We start from the raw sequence: 22,873 nt of genomic DNA, 5'->3' as shown, positions 1-22,873 counted from the left end.
CAGGAAATAACGTTACTTGTTGTCGCGTACGACCTGGTCCATAAAGCGAACGCCCCAGCCTTGTGAGCCTTTTGGCGCAACGGCAATATCGCTGTTGAGCCAATCAACACCGGCGATATCCAGATGTACCCAGGGTAAGTCCTCATCGATAAACGTACCTACCACAGCAGCACCAATACTGGCACCCGGGCTACCTACACCGGAATTTTTAATATCGGCAATCTCAGATTTGAGTTGCTTGAAGTGATTGGGGTGCAGCGGTAACGGCCAAACCAGTTCGCCGCTGGCTTTACCAGCTGCCATCATCTGTTCAGAGAGTTCCCATTCACGAGTGATCAAGGCGGCGTATTCATCGCTGAGCGCTCGCGCAGCGGAGCCTGTGAGAGTAGCAATGTTCACCAGCATTTTAGGCTGATATTCGTCTTGTGCGTAACGTACCGCATCCGCCAGAATAAGGCGACCTTCAGCGTCGGTAGAGATAATCTCAATGGTAGTACCTTGCATGGTGGTTAGCACATCACCGGGGCGAATGGCATCTTCTGCGGGCATGTTTTCTGCCAGGGGCATTAAGCCCACCAGATTAACTTCTTCACCGCGTGAGGCCACGGCCAGCAGGGTGCCTGCAACTGCTGCGGCACCGGACAGATCCGATTTCATGGCCCACATGCCGTCGTTTTTCTTCAGGCTGATACCGCCCGTATCAAAAGTAATACCTTTGCCCACCAAGGCGATAGGCGCGTCGCCCTTTTTACCGCCAGTATATTCAATTACTAGCAGTCGAGGATCGTGAATCGACCCCTGGCCGACTCCCATCAGTGCACCCATGTTATGCTTTTTCATATCACTGAGCTTTAAAACATCGATATCAACATTATCAATACCTTTAAACTGGGCTTTTACCTTATCTACAAAGGCTTGTGGGTAGATGGATTTGCCCGGCTCGGAGGCCATGTCGCGTGCAAGGTGAGCCCCTTGCACCAGGTAGCGCAAGTCATCTTGGTATTTTGCCGTGGCGGCGGACATATCACCACTTTGTATCACCAGTTGGCGAGGTGTGGTTTTGCTTTCTGCTTTTTTGTATTTATCGAAATGATAATCTCTGAGCCCGGCACCCATGGCAATCCAGGCGGCAGGCGTGGCAACTTCGGTTGTCAGGTTATCGGTTAAGATGCTCACTGGCTGCTCACCATTGGCAGGCAGTTCGCTTATCGCATAACCGCCTAAATCTTGCAGGCTCGCCTGAGTCAGGGCCTCATCGGCCATGCCCACTACCGTAATTTGCGTGTAGGGGCCAACGCCGTAAAAAGATTGAGTTTTACCAAACGCGGTGCTCACCTCAGCGGCTTGCATGGCTTTGAGTAGCGCGCCGTCGGTGCGCTGATTTACCGTTTGCGCACTGCCAGTGAGTGTTTCAGTGGAGTCTATAAATAGCACCACACGTTTGTTAAATGCTTCACGCTCAGCAGAGAACTCTATGCCGGGCATGGCCATACTCACCAATGGCACTAACCATAACAGTGCCAACGCGGATAACTTTTTCATGGGTTTATCTCTCTTATTTGAAGTTGTAAAAAACAGATCCAGATTTAACTACGGCGTTGGTTTTACCTGAGATCGTTTTCAGAAAAAATCGGAAAAAGTGAGGGGTTAATTCGAAAAAACTAATTTAGCATTCCAAGCAGGTTTTGGTTTTTAGCCTGTTTTGCATTGGCTTGCCACGGCCTCATGCCGCGGGCTGTAATTACCTGTAATGTCTATTTTTTTACTCCTTGTTTATGTTGCATGTACCAAAGCCACCGCAAAACAAAAACGTGGCTTTGTTATCCATTCATTTATCAATTTCCAGGAGAATAACATGGCAGAATCAAACCAATACGTGCCCGTGGGCAGTTATCTGTTAACCAGTAAAGATGTAGAAATATCCATTAACGCCATCGCCACCCGAGTCGATGGGACTCACAACCCCAATGCCGCCGTGACATATCCGGCCAGCGAAGCGCCTAACATCGGCGATATCATCAATGAAAACGGCAACCTGGTGGTTGGCGGCGGTGATGGCAACAAAGCCAATCCTACCAATCAATTTGGCGAGTTTGTGCCTGCGGGTAGCTATCAGCTCACCAGCACCGGGCTGCACGTGACGATACAGGCTATGTGCCAGAAAATCGATGGCTCCTGGGTGCGCTCCGTACCCGTGCGTTTTACCACCGAAGATGCCGCGCAACTGGCGGATATATCCAATATGGATGGTCAACTGACGCTCGCGAAAAAGTAAGCGAGTTTCTTGTTTTTTGTAGGTTCTGTGTCGGTTCGCATTTATGCGGACAGCGGTGGTCGATTCACACATTGTTGTCCAGCTAAAGCAGAACCTACAAAAGCACTGTAATGGATTGTAATACCCATCAAAGAGGTGGCGGCATAGTCTGGTTACATGCCTTCCGGTAACTCGGCAGGTTAACAGATTCAATAAACCAGTTAAGAGGATTAACTCATGGCAGCAACTTCAATCGAAATTAAATTTGTAATGCAGGGTGGTGGTGATTACCAGCAGAATGTAACAGGTATTCAGGTAGGTACTATGGTGGATCCAGCCACCGGGCAGTCCTGGGCAGGTCCTTTTTATGCGAACCCCTGGAAATGGAATAACGAAGGCAACAACGTAAACAGTTTCGCTTTGATGGGCAACTATGTTTACGAAGGCACCGAAGCTACCGCATTTGCACAAGTGGTGATCTCACCGCAGGATATGTCTGAAGGTGATCACACCGTTGTTGCTGTGCTGGAAACAGCAGACATCGACGGCAGCGATACCAATCAAATCTTGCGCTTTAAAAGCGTTACCTTAGATGGCTCTGCCAGCCATGACGTAAATATCACCAATTGGGGTAATGGCCAGCAGCCAGCATCCACATTTGCCCAAACAGTGGCGTAGATTCTTTGTAGGTTCGTTTGTAGGTTCGACTTTAGCTACAGGGAGGTAGTGAATGCCGTTTTTGTCGGGAACAATAGACGGCTATGCGGACAACAGAGGACGATGCACATACCGTTGTCCAGCTAAAGCAGAACCTACAAATGGTCTATCGTTTTTTGTAGGTTCGCATTTATGTGGACAGCGGAGGTCGATTCACATACCGTTGTCCAGCTAAAGCAGAACCTACAAATAACAGGCATCCCACCAGGGGTACTGCCCAATATCGGTAACCAGGTCTGCTCTTAATGGGTTTGCCACAATATAGCGTGCAATTTGTTTCCGACATTCTTCATGGCGTAAAGCGTGTTCATAATAACCCTTAGCCCATTTGAAGTTTGGCATGATTGTGCCAACTTCTCTTGAAGACCTTCCCTTAATGGATTGCATTGCTTCTCCGAGCGTTCCTGATTTTAAAGTTAAAAGCAGGTGAACATGGTCAGGCATGACTACCCAAGCTAATGTCGTAAATTTAGTTTCGATATGAATAGCCTGGCAAATAGTAAGTGCAACTTCATGATTGAGCATCACGGGCATTCTTTTCAACGTTGTGAAGGTGACAAAGTAATCTTGTTCGAGAACCGAGTAACGTCCTTTGCGTAAATCATTAATGGTCATATCCTTTGGCCGATAGATTTATCTGTGTCTTTCAATTTAACAAGTTGCGCCCGGAATTATCCTGATAAAAAGTACAGTTTTGTAGGTTATGTGTAGGTTCGACTTCAGTCGGACAAAAAAGGTCGACTCACACATCGTTGTCCAGCTAAAGCAGAACCTACAAATGGTCAATCGTTTTTTTTGTAGGTTCGACTTCAGTCGGACAAAAAAGGTCGACTCACACATCGTTGTCCAGCTAAAGCAGAACCTACAAATCAATCAACATATTTGCCGTTAATTTTTCTGATTAATTAATCCTGATTCACCTTTTCTTTTGATCAATATATGACCGATTTATTAATTTATTTTTAGCGGTTGCACTGTGTGAAAAAGCGTCGGATAATCATTTTCTCAAGTGAAAATAATGCACAATGATTCGGGGCAGGGAGAAAGCAGAATGAAGAAGCAACTATTGGGGTTGTTGGTGTTGGCAGCGTTGGGTGGCAACCAGGTGTTAGCGGAAGGTGTTGTGTTTGCGCAGCAGCAAGCAGGTTTAAACAGTCCATCGGAACAAACGCACCAACAAGAAAACGCACAGCAGCGAAATGTGCAAACCTTTACTTTAAATCTGTGGGCACCGGATGAAGTGCCGCCAGAAGAGGCCAAACTGGCAGAAGTGGGGGACAGTTACCATTACCTCTATAGCCCGGATAGCCTGACTTTTGATGAAGAAGACAGCAATCGAGTGGTGCAGTTTCGTTTTCACGATGACGTTAAGCATCGCTATCAATTTCGCTGGATCACCGCTGAAAATCCGCAAGATGTCACCCTAACCAAAAAGACCCACAAGAAAATCAATCTGGCGTTAGATGATGGTGAGATTTCAGGGAGTACCTACTTTGAGGTGTGGGTATACGACACTCAAACCGGACAGCGTTTTATGTGCGATCCGGAAATTATTGTTGGTAGACCTCCCATACCCAAATACGAATAAATTAAATATGTAATCTTGTGTAATTGAATCAATGGAATCAAATTTTTAATCTGTGTTTAAGCTTTGTGCTTTTAATTTTTTAAATTCAGGAGAATGATAATGTCGAATCCGGAAATTTCCCTGGTGATTGAGCCATGGACAACGGCCAATACCCACTTTAACCTGTATGTGGAAAACATTGGCGACCCAGATGAATCTTTGGTAGCCGAGTTTTCAGATAAGAAGTTCGTACTTAACGATGAATTTACCTTTATCGATCTTATCTTCAACGGCACCTTTGCAAATAACGGCGATCAAACCGCGAACCTGGTATTCAATCTACAAACGCCGGGCTATAGCTTCCGTAAGAGAGATGACGGCATCAAAAATATTACCGACCCTGATAAGTTTAATGTTTCTGCCACATTGCCAACCCCTGATGACAGAAAATGCATTGTGACAATTAACAATGTGGATATTGAAAAAGCCAGCTTTAGCTTTAACTTCGATATTAAGAGCTCCAACGGCGGTAAGGATCATTTGTTTGATCCAGATTTGGATGTCGAGAGACCACCTATTCCAAAGTGATTTTGCTTAAATAATCACTAACACCTGGGAAAACTGTTTTTACCTTCAATAGAAATAATCTCTGAAAAGCTTGGGGTTGCGCATAGCGAATCAAACCAAGGAAAGTAAAACCAGATTTTCCCTAAACCCTGCTCTATTGCTAATTTAATGTCATTGATAGCTGAGTGGTTTTCACGCAAGTGAGCCAATATCATCGCAGAGATAAACAGGACATTTGGGTTTGACGGAGCTATTTTTTTCGCTTCAGTGATTACTGATAGTGCTGTGGAAACCTCATTGAGGTGCAGAAGAGCTTGTGCTTGCCTGGTCAAACTTCCCAAATCTGTCTGATCTCTAGTTATGGACAATACTTGAGAATAAACACCTTTAGACTTTTCAACATGGCCAGCTAATAACAAGGCATCAGCATAGTTAATTAATCGCCCGGCGTGATTTGGATCGTATGTTAAAGCTTTTTCCGCTAATTCAAGTCCCTCTGAGTACTCTTTATTTAGCATTTTGGCAATGGCAAGATTTGTAAGAGTAGCGGCATTAGGATTTTTTAATACTATTTCTTCATAAACATGTGTTGCTGCTTTGAGATCCCCTTTTTGCAAATAAATAACAGCTAACAAGTTATTAACTCGATGAATATTGGGATTTAAGTTTTTTAATTTAAGCAAATAGATTATGGCGTTATCTAAATTGCCCAACCACCAATAGTTGCTGGCAATATGATAATAAGTAGAGGCAGAAGGTCTGTATTTTAATGCCAGAATATATTGAGATGTAGCCGATTGATAATCCCCCTTCGCTTGAAAATATGATGCTTTAAGCATGTGTATTTTCTCATTTTCAGCATTCTTTTCTTCTAACTGGGCCAACAGGGCTTCAGTTTCTACATATCTCTCTGATTCAAGAGCTAAGTAAAAGCTATGAATATAAAACTCTGTGGTGTGTTTGAGTTCATTTGGCACGAACTCAAACATGTTATTAGCTTTGATTAAGAGTTCTTGGTCTTTGCTATTTAAATAATCCCTAAGTACTACGTCCAAGAAAACGCTATATAGTGGAAAAAAATATCTATTTTTAGCGATTAGTGATTCTAATTTCTCAAGGGTAGAGCGACCTGATTGACTCAATGTATACACCTGATAATAAATCTCCAGATACTCTGCATAGTCTTCCTCAGAAATCACCAGAGACTTGGCGTTTAGCTCGCTAATACCACTATATAAATTGGTGAGTTGGGTTTGAGCAAACTGATAAATAGGCTGGTAGCTTTCCAGGTATATGGGGTTTTGCAGGCGGTTGGTGGTATGCCATTTGGCATCCTCCGCGTTGTTAGTCTCCGTCTGGTTGTACAAAGACAATACCAGTTCGCAGTGTTGCGCGTTACAGATAAGCTCGGGGGCGACGATGTCATCGGCGCCGGTACTTTTACCTATTAAGGCGATATCGCCCTGGGTGTCGTCCAGTTCCGATTGGGGAATTAGCATTAAATGGGGCGTACTGATGATCAGCTGCTGCAAGGCGTCTTCGATACTGGTGAGTACCAGGTTTTTCTGCAGGCTGGACAGTGGTTCGGTTTCGGTTATTTGTGGTTTTAATACCGCCACATAACGGGTAGGCGGAGGTTGCATCATAAACCACGCCACTAATATGCTGATAAGGGCCACACAAGCCACAGCAATGGCGGGTAAGGTATAGGATTTTTTGGCTTTGCTTATTGGCAAGGTTTCGATGGTTTGGGTTTCCATGCCCAAAATATCTTGCTGCGCCAACATACGCTGTACTTGCTGCAATCGGTCGCATACCTGTTTGCTGGAAGGTCGCTTATCGGGTGTTTTATCCAATAACTGATTAAGCAGTTGCGCCAGTTCGGGTGGCAGTGCGGGGGTAATGTCGCTGGCGTTCATGGCGCTGTCGTTAACAATGGCCTGAGCGATATCGGTTGCCGTGGTTTCTGTGGGAGTTTCAGCTAAATTGAGGCTGCTGTGTTTGGCAAAGGCGTGTTTATCCGCCAGTAACTGGAATGCCAATAAGCCAAAAGAAAACATATCCGATGCCGTGCACAGGCTTTGGTTTTGTAACTGCTCTGGCGACATCCATGGCAAACTGCCGCGCACTTTTTCCGACTTAGCCGCGTCGCTATTCAGTGGTGCTTCGTTAAGGCGAGCAGCAATGCCAAAATCGGTGAGCTTGGCTTTGATATTTTGGCCATCGCGGGTATCCAGCAGAATGTTGTCGGCTTTAATATCCTTATGCACGATATTGTGTTGGTGTATGGCCTGCAAACCTTGTGCTATCTGATATAACAAGCCGATTTTTTGCTGCAGCGACAGGCTATTTTCCAGCTGATACTTTTTTAAGGTAATGCCTGGCACATATTCCATGATAATGGCGGCGCCGGGTTGTTCGATAACGCTGTGTACCTGCACCACATTGGGATGGTTTATTTTGGCCAGGGTGCGCGCTTCCTGTAATACATCCTCGGCGTAACTGGCGCTTTCGTTGTTGTGATGCAGTACCTTGATGGCAATCTGACGGCCCAGGGTTTCATCTTCTGCCAGATACACCCGGCCCATGCCGCCCTGGCCTAAGAGTTTAATGGGGCGGTATCCCTTGAGGTGCTGAAAGTCGTTGTTAGTCTGGATTTCAGTGGTGTCGTTCGATGCACTAGCCAAGGGATATTTCCTGAAAAAACATGCCAATAGGTAAAACTCTAAGGGCTATAATAATGGCATTTGGTCGATAATTACCAGATGCATTCGCTTAATCGATTAAAATGCTTTTATTTCCATCGCCATTTTACAGTGTAAGGTGTGGACGTTTATTCGCCAGGACCGTTTTAAATTTATTCCGCAGGGAATTGGCATTCCAGATTGGCGCCTTTATAAATTGTAAAATGTTCACCACCAAAGCGTATCTTGCCCGACTGGCGCTCAAACAAACGGTCGGCGTTGTCTATTTGCTTTACCTGATCGGTGAATTGTTTGCGGGCGCGATGGATAAGAATATTCAGGTGGTTAGGGTCCATGCCTAAATCCCGTGACAGTAACTCCATTTCTACCCAGCCCTGGCTTTGGGCATCGATGCCTTGTTGGGCGTGCTGGGCTTTTTCTCGGGCCAGATGCAGGGTGAGGTAGTGGTGGCTGCGCACCTTAAAATCTACCAGATTGTCGGGAGTTTGTAGCTGTAATCGGGTGCTTTCTTCATCCAGACTTAAATCAAAGCGGAAGTTCAGTTGCGCAATTTCGTGATGCTCCAGCAGCTGGGTTTCGTCGATATTATTAAATAGCTGTAAGCGCCAGTTTTCACTACCAATCAGTATTTGTTCACCGTTAAACACCTTTTTGGGTGGCTGTTGGGTGGTGAGGTTCTCGTAGTACCACTGCTGCTCTAAGTCATTGAAATACAACGCTACCTGCAAGTCTTTTTCATTGGGCAACAGGTTGTAGTTACTCAATAAAACCGCATCTTCCGGGGAAACATTGGCAGTGGTGGGCAACAATAAGTTTTGCGGTGGCTGTACATCGAGTATTTTAAAAACGTGCTCTCCGGTATTGCACAGCTGAATAATGTCGCCGGGTTTTAATGGCGTACTTTCACCTTTTTGCAGTTTGTGATCATTTAGCCAGCAGCCGTTTTTACTCTGGTCCCGCAATTGCCATTGTTGATTTTCCCATTCGATCACGGCGTGCACTTTACTGATAGCCGGGCTGGCCAGCAAGGTATCCACTGCGCCGGTTAATCGTCCAAAGCGGTGGTAGCTCTTCAGGTAAAATGGATAAGGGCTAATTGTGCTGCTGATCAAGGCCATATCGGGTACCGGATATTTCTTTGTTGTAATTGTTTTAGCTATTTTGACTACATTAGTCAGAGCGGGTTAAAGCTCTTATTTTGTTATCGACGAGATTATGGGCCAAATAAGTGCTACTCCATAAAAACTCGCTCAAAATACGCAGGCTGTTTAAAAAAGCAGCAGGTAAATTTTGGCATTATTCTGGTCGATATAAAAAACTATTCTAACCATGGCTTTGTCAGAAAATGAAATGATTCCTGTCATAATTTACATTTTGTACGGTAATGTGGTTTGGCTTCGATATTTGGTGTAAAAGCCGATGCCGGTAAAGCTCCAGGAAAAGACTCAGCGCTTAAGGGCAGGTGCTTTGTTGCACATCTGGTGTGAAGGTTTTGGTGACAAAGGTCTCAAGATTAAATTTAGCTGGTTCGCGATGGGCACGACTGAAGCGGGCAAAATCAAACTGCTCTACAGCGCTGCCATCGGTATTAGCGTGAAATGCGGCAATTTGATTGTGATCACCCGGCGTAAAAATCGCTAACTAGCGTTGCATGCGACAGGCGGGACGCAATCCGGCGTGATAATCCGCCAGCATAACCAGCGCTTTTGCTCCCAATACCACATGGCCACCATAGGATAAATCAATGGGAAATTGCTTATCGGGTTTATCCCAGTTAATACCACCAATGGTTACCTGATAGTCTGGCAGGGCTTCAATAACGGCGCGCCGGGCACCAATAGCAATAGGGTCGTTGGCCGACCAGATAATATCAATGCGCTGTCGTTGGATCAGTCCTTTAATTTTTTGATAGGCAATTTCTCCCGACCAACTCACTACCGGGCTATCTAAAAACTGAATTTCAGGGTGCTGTATTAGGTAATCTATGAGTCCGGCATTGCGCTGTACTGATGCCGGGCTGCTATAATCCCCTTGCAGTGCGATTAAGGTGATGCTTTTTTGCATCGGATACTTTTGTTTATGGATGCTGAGCAGGCCCTCCATCAAACTGCGTCCGGCCTGAAAGTTATCCGGTATCACACTGCCAATTAACAGCGCCTGTTGTGATTCATCAAAGCCTGCTACTTCCTGTTCACTAAAATTATTGAGCAGCATAAAAACCGGAATGTTGTGGGCCATTAAGGTGTGAGCCACATCCAGGCCACTGCTTTTTTCGTTAACGATAATGGCGTAATCGGGTTTTAACCTGGCTGCGTCATCCGCCAGTTGTTTCATTAACAGGTGGTTGCGCTTGGCGTGCAAAGACAACAGTTCGATATCCAGGTCGTTAGCGGCGGCTTGCATAAAGCGATTGACGTTAGACCAGAAAGCCCCGGTGTCATCGCCTTGTGGATGACCCGGATTGATAAATACCACCTTTAAGGGGCTGGCAGTTGCACCGCTTAATACCATCAGGCAAAGCAGTAAACTCAAGAATTTGGCTTTCATGAGTCGATCTTAGCGCAATCCCTACGGTTATTTAATGGTCAATACGGTGAATTCCTGATTTAAATAAAAAAATAAAACATTGTGAAGGGATTTTGTTCATATTCGTTTGTGGGATGTTTGTATTTTATCTACTGTTGAGACCCGCTTTTTATCTCACTCAATAACATTTCTCCTGATGGAGACGGGTGCAGTACCTGAATAAGATAAGGAAATTCGCTCTGTACCCAATAAGTCCACTGGCTTTGCGGCTCGTGAATTTTCCAGGTTTCAAAGTTCTCACCATGGATGGTGATGGTTTCCTTGCCCGTTACCTCAAATGTGGTTTGAGTGATGGCGGGCGCAGCCCCAGCGACATAGCTTGTAACCGTAATACTGTTTTGCTGTTTCAAGGGTAATGCGGCTGCCAATAGTCCTTGCAAGTTTACTTCGACAGGCGTTTGGGAAAGCGGCGTGGCCAAGCGCCTTGCGGCTGCATCAGGGCTGCTTAAGAAAAACTGTTGTAAGGTTGATTGCTGGAAGTCGCTATAAAAGACACTCTGTAAATTTTTGCCAAAGCGCTGCTGAAGAAAAACGGGGGCGAGGGTTTTCGCATCGGCAACCACGGTACGGATCAAATCTGTCTCACCCTCTGGCGTTTTTCTTTCAACCGTACGAGAAATGGTGGCCTGATTGATAATCACCTCGTCAGTCCAACGGCCGGCATAGCTTTTTTGTTGGTGGTCCCCAAGGGAATAATAATCATAAGTCGCTTGGTAGGAACTGATGTGGGCAACCGATGGCACGACGTCACTTGCCTCTGAAGCGATGGAAATCGAAGCAACGGTGAATAGGGTAGTTAGTACTCTTTTAAGCATGGGTTTGATGTACTCCAATCGTGGATTAGTTCTGAGAAGATGAAAGCTTCATGTTAATCTCTTGCTATATCGATAAATTGTATAAACGCGACATTTTAAGGAAGACCTGGCATCTGTGGGTTATCAGGAATATGAAGCTAAAGGGCCGTTGGCCGATGTGGTGGAAGCTTTTTGGTGCTACCAGCCTGCGCTAAGTGGACCAAAGTGGGATATCCTCATCCCTGAAGGCGTGGTGGATGTGATCTTCAACTTTGGCGCACCTTACTACCGCCAACCCTTCGCCTCTTATCATCAAGGTGAGTGGGTGAGTGGCGATGTCTTTATCGGACAACGCAGTGATCTGTTTAAAATACGCTGGCCTCATAATACGAAGCTGTTTTCTATCAGGGTAAAGCCCGCTGCCGCTTATCAGCTGTGTGCTACCCCGATGGTTGCGCTGACTAATCGCGCGATAAATCTTATACAGCTAGGGCTCATGGCGTTGTCGCAGAGATTAAAAAGCATTGGCTTTGCCAATAAGGAACAACTGGTTGAGACCTGTCATCAGATGCTACCAGACCTGATACGCCCCCCGGGCAGTGGCGAGCTTAATGTCAAACAAGCGATCCAGCTAATAGAGCAGCGGCAAGGCGAACTCGACGTTAAAACGGTGTGCGGGCAGCTTGCAATGAGCAGCCGAACCCTGGAGCGCCAATTTCAGCAGTATGTGGGCTTAACGCCTAAGTACTTTATACGGGTTAAACGCCTGCATTATTTTTTATATCAGCACAATGGCGAACGAAATGACGTGATGGATGCCGCCTTTGACGCGCAGTATTATGACCAGTCTCATTTTATACGCGAGTTCAGATCGTTTACAGGTGAAACGCCACATGCTTTTTTTAAATCACCACCTGAGATATATCAGCCACTTCTGACTTCTCTGAACGCGCAGTTTGAAAGAAACAACTTGCAAAAAATGAAATAGAAAGTCAGCTGCGACAATGGTTTGTTAGTGTGCCTAATCTCGATTTATTGCGTATGTGATTAATGACAACTACAGATAACGATACTTCTGGAACCATGCTCACGATAAAGAATCTTCGTAAGTTCAGACGAGATGGTGATATTAACCGCTGCATCCTGAACAACTTAAACCTTACCCTGGAACCCGGGGAGAGTGTCGCTGTTATTGGGCCTTCGGGATGTGGTAAAAGCACGCTGCTACATTTGATTGCGGGCTTAGATACAGCCGATGGCGGCGATATTCAGCTGGAGAACGAGTCCATTTTGAGTATGTCGGAAGCTCAATTGGATAACTATCGTAAGTCCCGTATCGGTATCGTGTTTCAACAGTTTAATTTGATCGATTGTTTATCGGTGCAAGATAATATCTTGCTCCCGGCTCGTTTGAAAAATAACCTGGACCTGGATTATTTTAAGACAATAACCGCCTTATTAGGAGTTACGCCTCTTCTGCATAAAAAGCCATTTCAAACCTCGGGCGGTGAACAACAGCGCATTGCCGTCGCCAGAGCGTTGATCCATAAACCACAACTGGTGCTGGCGGATGAGCCAACCGGAAACCTCGATGAAAAAAACAGTCTCATGGTTGGCAAACTTTTGTTTGATGCCTGCCAGAAACTGAATACCAGCCTGATCATGGTTACTCACAGTCAACAGTTTGCGGCTATGGCGCAGCGCAGTTTGCGCTTACAGGAAGGCCAACTCGTATCAGCCCAACAACCCGTTGCCCGCTCTCAATCCTGAGAATGTTATGTCATTGATATTTGTAACCTTGCTCCAGAGTGCGCAGCAGCACTGGCTAAAAAGCCTGTTTGTGATCATCGCTTTGGTGACAGGCATTACCGGCTTGAGCAGTGTGCTGGTGATTAATGCAACCGCAAAACAGAGTTACGCGAATGCGACGCCACCATTGTTTGCGCAATTGCAGTTTAGAATAAGCGCAAAGCAGGGCCAAAAGCTGGTTAAGAGCGATTATGTTGAGGGGCGTCGCGATGGGCTAGGTTGGGTTCCTGTTATGGAATATTCCGGGCGTCTTACATCTCATCAGCAAGTCACCATATTGGGCATCGATCCCTTGGCATTATCGCTTGCGCAACAGGGGCTGGAAGACACCAGTATGCAAAATCCCGGCAATGTATTGATGAGTCGCGGTTTTGCCAGAACCTTGGGAGTCAGCTCCGGTGACACCCTTCGGCTGTCTGATGGCAGGATATTGGGCAGCGCATTTGTCGTCTCACAAGGATTACAAGATGAGGTGCTGTTGATGGATATCGCAGAATTTATGCGCGTGTTACAGCACCCAGAAATTGATGAGTTTTGGTTATTCGACATACCTGAGGAGAGTCAACTTAATCGACTGCATCAACGCTTTGAAGTGGATAAGGTTTACTACGAAGATCCTGCAACCTTGACCGATAGCTTTCATCTGAACCTGTTAGCTATGGGACTGCTGATGTTTATCGTGTGTTTGTTTATTGTGATGAATGCCTTTCACTTGCTGTATACCGAGCGCCAGCCAATGTTCGTTATGCTGCGACAAATGGGGGTATCCAGGCAAACATTGTTCAAGGCCATTTTCCTGGAGCTGCTGTTATTGTGTTTGTTTACTTCAGTGTTGGGGTTGTGGCTCGGAGTGCAATTGGCTTATTGGCTATCGCCTGCTGTAGAGCTCACTCTGACATCGTTGTACGAGCTGGACGTGAGCTTTAACCAGACGAATCTGCTCAGTTTGTTTTTACTGAGTTTTAGCGCCTGTCTGGCGGGCGCTATTATTGCGGTTTTAAATCCATTGTTATCTCTTAATCGACGCTTAGCCAATATCAAAGCTCAGCAGAATACTGGCGATAAACGTTTCTGGTGGGCTGTTGTCCTGGCATTTGCTATCGGGTTTATGCTGAGCAGTCTCCTGGCAACCTCACTGTTAATGCATTTTGTCTCTGTCGCTTGTTTAATACTGTTGGGCTGCGCTTTGATGATTGTCCTTATACCCATATTACTGAAGCACATTGCCTGCCGAATACCTGCCAAATATGCGCTGTTACATTGGTCAGCAGCGGATTCGCTGCGTATCGCCAGACGGAGTAATATTGCTATGTGCGCTTTTTTTATTGCGGTAACCGCTAATGTGGGCATGAACCTGATGGTGGACAGTTTTCGCCAAGCCACAACCAGTTGGTTGCAGCAACGCCTGGTGGCGGATTTTTATGTGTCTAGCGATCACGCTCAGCGAGTAAAAGACTATTTTTCTGAAACACATCCTGGCGTTTGGCTTTGGGAAAGAAAGCGACTAGCAGGCACCTTGAATGCCGATGTCGTTGACGTGATTGCGTACCCGGAACACCCGGATTATCAGAGAGCGGTGGGGCTTAAAAAAGCAATGAATAATGCCTGGCAGCGGTTCTTAGAGGATGGCGTTTTTATTAATGAGCAATTGGCTTATAAGCAGCAATTGCAAATTGGGCAGACAATTGATTTTTACGCAGACAAAAAGCGCTTTACTCGCACTATTGTGGGTATTCACTATGACTACGGCAATATGGACAATCAAATCCTGCTGCCGGATACCCAGGTTAGCAGCAATGCCGCTGAGCGGTTTTTATTCGCGGTTCATCTGCCCGAAGGTTACTCACTGGACTTTGCCACTATTACTGAACAGCTAAATCAGAGGGATAGCACGGCTTCTGTTTCTGATTTACAACAGATCATGCGATTTTCAATGCAGACCTTTGACAGGGCTTTTATCGTGACAGGGGCATTGAATGTCATCACCTTGCTAGTGGCAGGGCTGTCTCTGGCAACGTCAATCAGCCTTATTGAAGTGCAAAACACCGGGCCGTCGGGCGTGCTGCGCGCATTAGGTGTTAGTAGAATGCGATTGACAGCCTGCAGTTTGGCTCAGTATGGCCTGCTTGCCATGCTCACGGCACTCGTGGCCATACCATTTGGCGCATTACTTAGCTACTTGTTGATTAATAAAATCAATGTTGCGTCTTTTGCCTGGAGTTATCCAATGCTGTTTAACGGCACATTGGTATTTCAGCTAATGATGCTAAGCGTAACGATTGTATTGATGGCAGTTATATTTCCGCTGTGGCACAGTCATCGTAAACCCATTGCAAAAAGGTTGGCTGAATTATGATACAGGGTGGCTGCCGATTCGTTGGGTTAATAACGTGTTTTTTGATGTTCACTGGCTGTCAACCTCGTGAGCCGCAACTGCATTTACAGGTGACTTCAGCTGCCAATGGTGCGGCTGTAATGCCAGGTAGACAACTGGTGTTCCCGGACGATCACGGTGCTCATACCGATTATGGTATTGAGTGGTGGTATTTTACAGCGAACCTGGTAGACGACAAGGGCGAACCCTTTTGGCTACAGTGGACGCTTTTTCGCTATCGCCAGGAAGACACGAGAGACACGCCGTGGCACAACAACCAAAGCTACATGGCGCATGCTTCAGTGCACTCAATGAGGCAACACGCTTTTGAAGAGCGTTTTGCCCGTGGCGGTGTCGGTAATGCCGGCGTTACCGTCAGGCCCTACAACGCGTTTTTAGATGACTGGCAGTTTATATCTGATACTGCAGAGTCTATTTTTCCGGGGCAATTGCAGTTTAATATTAATGGCCAGGTAGCGGTAAAACTGCACATGACCAGCGATGCAAATCTGGTATTGCACGGTGAGCAAGGTTATAGCCTCAAGTACCCAAATAGCCAATATGCCTCTTATTATTACAGTCAGCCTTTTATTAATGTCAACGGCAGCATTAACTGGCATGGCGAGGTGAAACCCGTATCAGGCAATGCCTGGTATGATCACGAGTGGAGCTCACAACTGCTGGGCGATGACTTTTCAGGGTGGGATTGGTTTTCACTGCACTTGCAAGACAATCAAAAATTGATGTTGTTTACCTTAAAAACCGAAAATAGTGAGTTACCTGATGTCTGGCATGGGACTTACCTGGATAGCAACGGATTACAACACACCCTGTCGGATAAACAGGTTAGGGTAACACCCGTTGCGCAAATGCAGGTAAAAGGTAAACGCTTCAACAAACACTGGCGTATCACGATTGCTGAGCACAATCTTGAGCTGGAAGTGCAGGTACTGAAAGAAGCGCAACTAAATAGCTGGCTGTTCACTTACTATGAGGGCGCTATTAACGTGCAGGGCAGCCACAGTGGCGTTGGGTTTGTGGAAATGACCATGGGAGAATAACTCCCAAGTCATTTACATGTTTGCGCCGAGCCATTAGATAGAGGCCCCTTATAGTGCAGTAATTAGTTAAACTGTTTTATCAGCGAGGTTTGGGTAGACACCTGGGACTTCAAAGACTCACTCAGCTGCTGGGCTTTTTTGCCGTGATCTCCACTCTCGTCCGCCAGCTCTTTAATACTGTTTACATTGACGGCCACTTGCTCAGCCACCACCGATTGCTCCTCGATTGAGGCGGCAACACTGCGATTCAGATCGGTGAGCTGGGTTATTCCGGTGAAGATAAGGTTCAGGTTATTGCCGCTGTCATTGGCTTTTTCCACGCTTTGCGCAGAGAGGTTAATACCCTGTTGCATGGCGGTTTGTGCCTGATTTGAGGTGGTATTGAGCTCAGTGATAAGTTTGGTGATCTCTTCGGTGGATTGCTGTGTTCGGCTCGCCAAAGACCTTACCTCATCAGCCACAACGGCAAAGCCTCGGCCTTGCTCACCCGCTCTGGCGGCTTCAATCGCGGCATTGAGTGCTAACAGGTTTGTTTGTTCGGCGATAGCGTTTATCTCGTTTAAGATCCCCTGAATCATGTCATTGCCGTTCACCAGCTTCTTAACTTCCTGTGATGCCAGTTGCAATTGGCCGTCTAACTCACTAATAGCCTCAAGGGTCTTTTGTACTGCTTGTTTACCGCAATTGGTTTGAGATTCGGATTCTTCTGCCGCCGTTGCTGCCGTTTGCACATTGGCAGCAAGCTCCTGAATGGTAGCGGAGAACTGATCCATGGCGGTGGCCATTTGCGTGACTTCATCCGCCTGTCGGTTCAGTAACTGTGCCACTTGCTGCCCGCAAGAGGCGCTGTGCTCGGCGTTATCATTCACTTTATCGGTAACGTCATTGACCCGGCCGATAATCGCTTTGAGTTTGGCCTTTTGCATCTCCAAAGCCAGGTTGATATGACCTGAAACATCGTTGCTGCCCGCATAGAGATAAGACATCACCGGATTGTCGTAGATTTTTTTGGCTTTGTTCACCAGCGCCAGGTACTTGCCTCGCCACAGAGAAAAGCCCGCAAGGCTTATGGCAAGTGTGACGGATAAAGCAACGCTCACAACACTAAACGAAGTAAACACAGCAATCAGGCTGATCAAAAACGCAAAACTAAAACCCACCAGGGCCAATAGTGTTAAATCAAAAGGCGCTTTTAAGGCTTTTGATTTCTGGCCATTACACATTTTGCGATATTCATTCTCTGCGTTATCAACCAGCTCTCGGGTGGGCTTGGTGCGCACCGATTGATATTCAATCACCCGATTATTGGCATCTTTGATAGGCGTTACAAAAGCGTTTACCCAATAATAATCGCCATTTTTACAACGATTCTTAACCGGGCCCATCCATGAATTACCGGCTTTAAGGTTTTGCCACATATCAGCAAAGGCCAGTTTGGGCATATCTTGATGACGCACTAAATTGTGGGGTTTGCCCAACATCTCTTGCAGTGAATAGCCAGCGATATTACAAAAGTTGTCGTTGGCATAAGTAATGCGGCTATCCAGATCCGTAGTTGATAAAAGGATCTCATTTTCGGAAAACTGAACTTCATTACCAGTTAACGCTGAGTGGCTCATTAGTGCTCCTGTTCTATACTGTAATACACATTTAAAATGCGGAAATCATTCCATGCGTTTTTTTGTTGGCGAGACTTTAACCCTTTACCTGAAAATATAGAAAGCGTTAGTTTAACTGAATGAAATATGTTTGATTTATGTCAACATTTGCTATGGATTTGGGTGCTTTTACTGCCACTAAGTGACTAATTTAAAGGGGTTTTTTAAGTGAATGGCAGAATTTCTTTGATTACAAGGAATAGAGTAGGGCTGCGAGAAAGTCCAGCCCTTTATTAAGTTATTGTTGCTTAATTTGTTCCTGAGCCTCTTGCATTAGTGTGCTGTCAGTCTCTCTATCTTGCTTTTGGAAAAGACTCGGTAAAGGCCCGGTAATACAAATAAGGTTAAAAATGTTGCCGTAAACAGTCCGCCAACAATGACGCTGGCTAAAGGTTTTTGAATTTCCGCCCCTGTTCCGGTAGCCAGAAGCATGGGAATGAGACCAAGTGCCGAGGTCATGGCAGTCATGAGAACCGGACGTAACCTGGATGTCGAGCCCTCAATAATGGCAATTTCAACCGCTTCACCTTTAGCAATACGCTGGTTGATACTTTCTACCAGCACGACACCATTGAGCACGGCAACACCAAATAATGTGATAAAGCCAACTGAACCCGGAACAGACAAATATTGACCAGATAAGTACAATGAGAAAATTCCACCAATGATTGCTAGCGGCACATTTAACAGGATCAGGAATGCCTGTCCCACCGAGCCAAACGCGAGATAGAGTAACAAGGCAATGAGAACGAGCGCCAGGGGCACAACCAACAATAGGCGTTTTTGGGCTCGCTGTTGGCTTTCATATTGACCTGCGATCTCTACTGAATATCCGGGTGGTAAAGTCAGCTTGGTGTCGATACTGTGTTGAATGTCTTTGACCACACTGCCCATATCGCGTCCTTGTACATTGGCCTGGATCACAATACGCCGCTGCACGTTGTCGCGACGTATTTGTGGTGGGCCTGACTCAAAGGTAATACTGGCCACGTCACCCAGGCGCACCCATGCACCAGTGGGAGATAACAATCTGATATCGGCGATAGCCTCACTGTTGGCTCGATAGCTTTGCTCCAGGCGCACATAAATATCGTAACGTTCGTTGCCGTTAAAAATCTGACCGGCAGCTTTGCCACCGATACCGTCGCTGACCACCGCCATGATGTCGGATACCGATAGGCCATAGCGGGACAGCTCGCGGCGATCAGGAGCAATCACCAATTGCGCCTCACCAACTGTTTGCTCCAGCGCGACATCTTGAGCACCATCGATTGCTTTAATCAGGCTTTCAATTTCTTGGCCTTTTGCCGCCAGTGTCTGTAAATCCGGGCCAAATAGCTTGATGGCTAATTGTGCTTTAACCCCCGATAGCAACTCATCAACGCGAGTAGCGATGGGTTGTGAAAAATTAAACAGCAACCCCGGAAACTGCTCCAGTTCCCTCTGCATGATGCTCTGTAATTCATAGCGATTGCTGGCGCTTGTCCACTGTGCGACGGGTTTTAAGCCGATGTAAATTTCAATATTGTTGACTGGCTCTGGATCGCCGCCTATTTCCGGTCGGCCAATACGGCTCAGAGCATAGGTAACCTCCGGGAAAGCCATTAAGCGAGCTTCCAGTTTTGGAGCCACGGACAATGCGGTTTCTAAACTAGCAGAAGGTGCCAGTGTTACCCGAAGATTTAACGTGCCTTCTTCCAGTTCCGGCACAAACTCAGTGCCTATTCTCGGCAACAAAAACAACGCTGTCAGAAGCAATATTGCAGCCACAAAGCATACTTTTTTATTGTTTTTTATGGCGATATTAAGGGTTTGTTGGTAGACCTTGGCAATAGAGCTGAGCAGGGTATTGGGGCGCACTTTGACATTGGCTTTAAACAGGAATATGGCCATGGCAGGCACCACTGTCAGTGCCACGATAATGGCTGAGACTACTGCCAACATAATACTGATGGCCATTGGTTGAAACAGTTTGGCCTCTACGCCTTCAAAGCTAAATAGTGGGGCAAACACCAGCAAAATAATTGCGGTGGCAAAAAACACCGGGCGCGCAACGTCTTTGCAGGCTTGAGCAATAATGGCGGTGGTTGTGTTTTGACCTGCGCCACCGTCCACCTGTAATTTTTTAATGATGTTTTCCACCATTACCACAGAGCCATCCACTAACAAACCAATGGCTACTGCGATGCCCCCTAAAGACATTAAATTGGCAGACAACCCTAACCAGGTCATCAGGGTTAATGCCATGGCAATAGAGATTGGGATGGATATCAATACCAAAATGGTGGCGGGAAGATTCATCAGGAATAGCGCCAGCACCACCGAAATAAATATAAATGCCAAACCGAGTGCCTTAACCACGGTGCTGATGGACTGTTGGATCAAATCGGCCTGATCATAAAAGGGCTCAAACCGCACACCGTCGGGCAGCGCCTGATTGATTACACGGGCTTTTTGCTTGATGGCATCAATGGTTTCCTGGGTATTGGCACCCAGGCGTTTAAGTACAATGCCCGAGACCACTTCACCTAAATGGCTAACCTTAGCCTGGCTGTCTTTGTGGGTTATGCTTTTGCGGGTCATCTCTTTACGGGTCATGGTTACGGCGCCTTGTCGTATTTCTGCGCCCAACTCAATGGTGGCCAGGTCTGCCACGGTGATCACCACACCATCAAAAGTTTTAACTGGTACTTGCCGGATTTGTTGCAGACCATGCTCGCCACTGCTGAACCAGCCTGTACCGCGAATAACCCATTGTTCCTGGCCGCGATTAATGAACCAACCGCCAGCATTTTGGTTGTTTTGTTCAATGGCTGTTACCAGATCTTGTTGGCTTACACCGTAAGCCAGTAACCTGGCAGGATCAAAATTCACCTGATATTGGCGCACATTGCCACCAAAGGATAATACATCGGTAATACCATCCACCGGCATCAGTAGCAGTTTAACCACCCAATCGTTTAAACTGCGCAGGGCAGTAGCATCAAATTGACTCTTGTCATCAGCGATGAGTAAATATTGAAATACCTGACCTAAACCCGAGGTGTTTGGTCCCATTTCGGGTACACCAACCCCCGGCGGAATCAAGTCTTTTGCCTCTTGCAGTCGTTCAAATACCAGTTGCCGGGCGAAATAAATGTCAGTGCCTTCTTTAAACACCACGGTAATTCCCGACAAGCCGGTTTTCGAAATGGAGCGCACTTGCTCCACGTCGGGCAAAGCATACATAACTGCCTCAATAGGGTAGGTGATCAATTGTTCTATCTCTTCGGCAGCCAAACCAGGCGCTTCAGTATTAACCGAAACCTGCACATTGGTAACATCCGGAAAGGCATCCAGATTGAGCCTTGGCAAGGAATAACTGGCTGCCGCCAGTGCAAGTAATAACAAGAGCAATACCATCAGGCGATTGTTAACTGAGCAATCAATAATACGTTCTAACATACAGGCGCTCCTCAGTGGTTGTGCGGTTCAAAACCGCCCTTGGCCAGTTCTGACATCACAAAAAACGCGCCTTCAGTCACTACTCTTGCGCCTTCTGCTAAGCCACTGATCTCACGCAGTTCACCCAAGGCTCGGCCTCGCTCAATGATTTGGGCTTCGAACAGGCCGGGACTTTCTTCAACGAATATTGTCCAGTTTCCAGATTGGTCACGCATCAGCGCTCTCTCTGGTACCGCAAGGACAGGGTGCGCGGTATTAAACTGAAAATAAACCTGGACAAACATGCCTGAGTGCAAGTGATGGTGTTGGTTTTTGACCGCTAATCGAATGATGCGGGTGCGGGTTTCTGTATCAATGGTGTGGGCTTCCTGAATCACTCGCGCAGGATAGCTTTCACCGTTAAACAATACTGTCGCAGGGCTGTTGGTTGCCAGGTGCAATGGTTTATCTGGAGAGATACGAGCTTCTACCCATAACTCACTCTCATCGGCCAATAGCATGATGGTTTCTCCGGCATTGATTCGCTGCCCTTGTAGAAAGTCATCCTGCAATACCACTCCGGCACGTTGCGCCGTTAAAGCATATTGCCCGAACGTTGCGGTATCTTGGGTGGTGATGTTGTCGATGGCTGAGGTGGTTAAACCAAAGGCAATGAGTTTGCCATAGGCGGCATTAAATGCGGTTTTCGCGGCGATGATATTACTATCACTGACGGTTTGGTTATTCAGCTTTTGTACTCGCTGCCATTCCGTGGAAGCAAACAAGTACTCAGCCTGAGCTTCAGCCATGGCTTCGCTAAATAGGGTAACTAAGATTTGCCCGGTTTTAACATGTTCTCCCAAGCTGGTGTGACGGCTAATAACCACAGAATCGGTTCTGGGAGATACCAGATAACTGGTGTAGCCGTTGGCTTTTATTTCACCGGGAGCATAAAGCTGATACTGCTGTTTTTGTGCCACTAAAGGAGTCACAACAATATTGGCAGTCGCAATCTGCGCTGCGCTGAGTTCTATAGTTGCGCTGTGCTCTTCTTCTGCATGGGAATCTTCTGCATGGGCATCTTCTGAATGCGTCTCGCCTGAATGGGCTTCGTGTGAATCATTGTCGTGGATATGATTATCTTCTTTGTTCTTATTAACGGTAGTTGCAACACCGTGTTGATGCTTGTTTTGTTGCCCGGTCTCTTGTTGCCGAATCTCGTGATTTAGTGATTCTTGAGCAAGTACTGCTGAGTTGATGGAAAAAGTCATAGCCAGCAACAGGCACAGGGCAACCCCTGTACGATTAAATTGTATTTTCATAATGTCTCTTAACGTTTGTTAAACCAAAAATGTAAA

General features: G+C 46.4%; 18 protein-coding genes. 9 read left to right on the top strand and 9 right to left on the bottom strand.

Features of this window, described 5'->3' with window-relative positions:
• Positions 1-12: 12 nt before the first annotated feature.
• Entirely contained in the window at positions 13-1,542 is a 1,530-nt protein-coding gene (locus AABA75_RS12765) for a leucyl aminopeptidase family protein (protein WP_338292991.1), read from the bottom strand.
• Positions 1,543-1,855: 313 nt separating this feature from the next.
• Here AABA75_RS12765 and AABA75_RS12760 point away from each other — a divergent pair, with 313 nt between their 5' ends.
• Positions 1,856-2,275 carry a hypothetical protein gene (locus AABA75_RS12760; RefSeq protein ID WP_338292990.1) on the top strand — a complete coding sequence of 140 codons (420 nt, stop codon included), beginning with the start codon at positions 1,856-1,858 and terminating at the stop codon, positions 2,273-2,275.
• Positions 2,276-2,491: 216 nt separating this feature from the next.
• Entirely contained in the window at positions 2,492-2,932 is a 441-nt protein-coding gene (locus tag AABA75_RS12755; protein WP_338292989.1) for a hypothetical protein, read from the top strand.
• A gap of 222 nt (positions 2,933-3,154) precedes the next feature.
• Here the strand turns inward: AABA75_RS12755 and AABA75_RS12750 are convergent, their stop codons facing one another.
• On the bottom strand, positions 3,155-3,586 hold the full coding sequence (locus AABA75_RS12750) for an REP-associated tyrosine transposase (RefSeq protein ID WP_338292988.1): 432 nt from the start codon (positions 3,584-3,586) through the stop codon (positions 3,155-3,157).
• A 436-nt stretch (positions 3,587-4,022) separates the two neighbouring features.
• On the opposite strand from AABA75_RS12750, the gene AABA75_RS12745 reads away from it, so the two are divergent.
• A complete protein-coding gene (locus tag AABA75_RS12745; RefSeq protein ID WP_338292987.1) occupies positions 4,023-4,559 on the top strand; it encodes a hypothetical protein in 537 nt (178 codons plus the stop codon).
• Between the two features lie 99 nt (positions 4,560-4,658).
• The gene (locus tag AABA75_RS12740) at positions 4,659-5,126 is read left to right on the top strand and encodes a hypothetical protein (protein ID WP_338292986.1); all 468 of its coding nucleotides are present in this window, start codon (positions 4,659-4,661) and stop codon (positions 5,124-5,126) included.
• A gap of 17 nt (positions 5,127-5,143) precedes the next feature.
• Here the strand turns inward: AABA75_RS12740 and AABA75_RS12735 are convergent, their stop codons facing one another.
• The gene (locus AABA75_RS12735) at positions 5,144-7,792 is read right to left on the bottom strand and encodes a serine/threonine-protein kinase (RefSeq protein ID WP_338292985.1); all 2,649 of its coding nucleotides are present in this window, start codon (positions 7,790-7,792) and stop codon (positions 5,144-5,146) included.
• Between the two features lie 170 nt (positions 7,793-7,962).
• Complete coding sequence (locus AABA75_RS12730; RefSeq protein ID WP_338292984.1) at positions 7,963-8,928, bottom strand: FHA domain-containing protein; 966 nt, start codon at positions 8,926-8,928, stop codon at positions 7,963-7,965.
• A 301-nt stretch (positions 8,929-9,229) separates the two neighbouring features.
• Between AABA75_RS12730 and AABA75_RS12725 the strand changes: the two genes are divergently transcribed.
• Positions 9,230-9,451 (top strand): hypothetical protein, encoded by a 222-nt coding sequence (locus AABA75_RS12725; protein WP_338292983.1) that lies wholly within the window; start codon positions 9,230-9,232, stop codon positions 9,449-9,451.
• Here the strand turns inward: AABA75_RS12725 and AABA75_RS12720 are convergent, their stop codons facing one another.
• Both AABA75_RS12720 and AABA75_RS12715 read right to left on the bottom strand, forming a co-directional pair.
• Positions 9,452-10,357, bottom strand: coding sequence for an ABC transporter substrate-binding protein (locus AABA75_RS12720; RefSeq protein ID WP_338292982.1), 906 nt, complete (start codon positions 10,355-10,357; stop codon positions 9,452-9,454).
• 128 nt (positions 10,358-10,485) lie between these two features.
• A complete protein-coding gene (locus AABA75_RS12715) occupies positions 10,486-11,211 on the bottom strand; it encodes a hypothetical protein (protein WP_338292981.1) in 726 nt (241 codons plus the stop codon).
• Between the two features lie 115 nt (positions 11,212-11,326).
• Here AABA75_RS12715 and AABA75_RS12710 point away from each other — a divergent pair, with 115 nt between their 5' ends.
• From AABA75_RS12710 to AABA75_RS12695, 4 genes are all read left to right on the top strand, one after another.
• Complete coding sequence (locus tag AABA75_RS12710; RefSeq protein ID WP_338292980.1) at positions 11,327-12,178, top strand: AraC family transcriptional regulator; 852 nt, start codon at positions 11,327-11,329, stop codon at positions 12,176-12,178.
• Positions 12,179-12,240: 62 nt separating this feature from the next.
• Positions 12,241-12,960 (top strand): ABC transporter ATP-binding protein, encoded by a 720-nt coding sequence (locus AABA75_RS12705; protein ID WP_338292979.1) that lies wholly within the window; start codon positions 12,241-12,243, stop codon positions 12,958-12,960.
• 7 nt (positions 12,961-12,967) lie between these two features.
• On the top strand, positions 12,968-15,355 hold the full coding sequence (locus AABA75_RS12700) for an ABC transporter permease (protein ID WP_338292978.1): 2,388 nt from the start codon (positions 12,968-12,970) through the stop codon (positions 15,353-15,355).
• Between the two features lie 44 nt (positions 15,356-15,399).
• A complete protein-coding gene (locus AABA75_RS12695) occupies positions 15,400-16,434 on the top strand; it encodes a lipocalin-like domain-containing protein (RefSeq protein WP_338292977.1) in 1,035 nt (344 codons plus the stop codon).
• A 62-nt stretch (positions 16,435-16,496) separates the two neighbouring features.
• Here the strand turns inward: AABA75_RS12695 and AABA75_RS12690 are convergent, their stop codons facing one another.
• The 3 genes from AABA75_RS12690 to AABA75_RS12680 all read right to left on the bottom strand — a co-directional run bounded on the left by AABA75_RS12690 (position 16,497) and on the right by AABA75_RS12680 (position 22,837).
• Positions 16,497-18,053, bottom strand: a complete 1,557-nt coding sequence (locus AABA75_RS12690) for a methyl-accepting chemotaxis protein (protein WP_338292976.1) — start codon at positions 18,051-18,053, stop codon at positions 16,497-16,499.
• 312 nt (positions 18,054-18,365) lie between these two features.
• Complete coding sequence (locus tag AABA75_RS12685) at positions 18,366-21,536, bottom strand: efflux RND transporter permease subunit (RefSeq protein WP_338292975.1); 3,171 nt, start codon at positions 21,534-21,536, stop codon at positions 18,366-18,368.
• An 11-nt stretch (positions 21,537-21,547) separates the two neighbouring features.
• The gene (locus AABA75_RS12680) at positions 21,548-22,837 is read right to left on the bottom strand and encodes an efflux RND transporter periplasmic adaptor subunit (RefSeq protein WP_338292974.1); all 1,290 of its coding nucleotides are present in this window, start codon (positions 22,835-22,837) and stop codon (positions 21,548-21,550) included.
• Positions 22,838-22,873 lie beyond the last annotated feature (36 nt).

This window comes from Planctobacterium marinum, assembly GCF_036322805.1.
Taxonomy (GTDB): Bacteria; Pseudomonadota; Gammaproteobacteria; order Enterobacterales; family Alteromonadaceae; genus Planctobacterium; species Planctobacterium marinum_A.
This window is presented reverse-complemented; position numbering and strand designations above follow the sequence as displayed.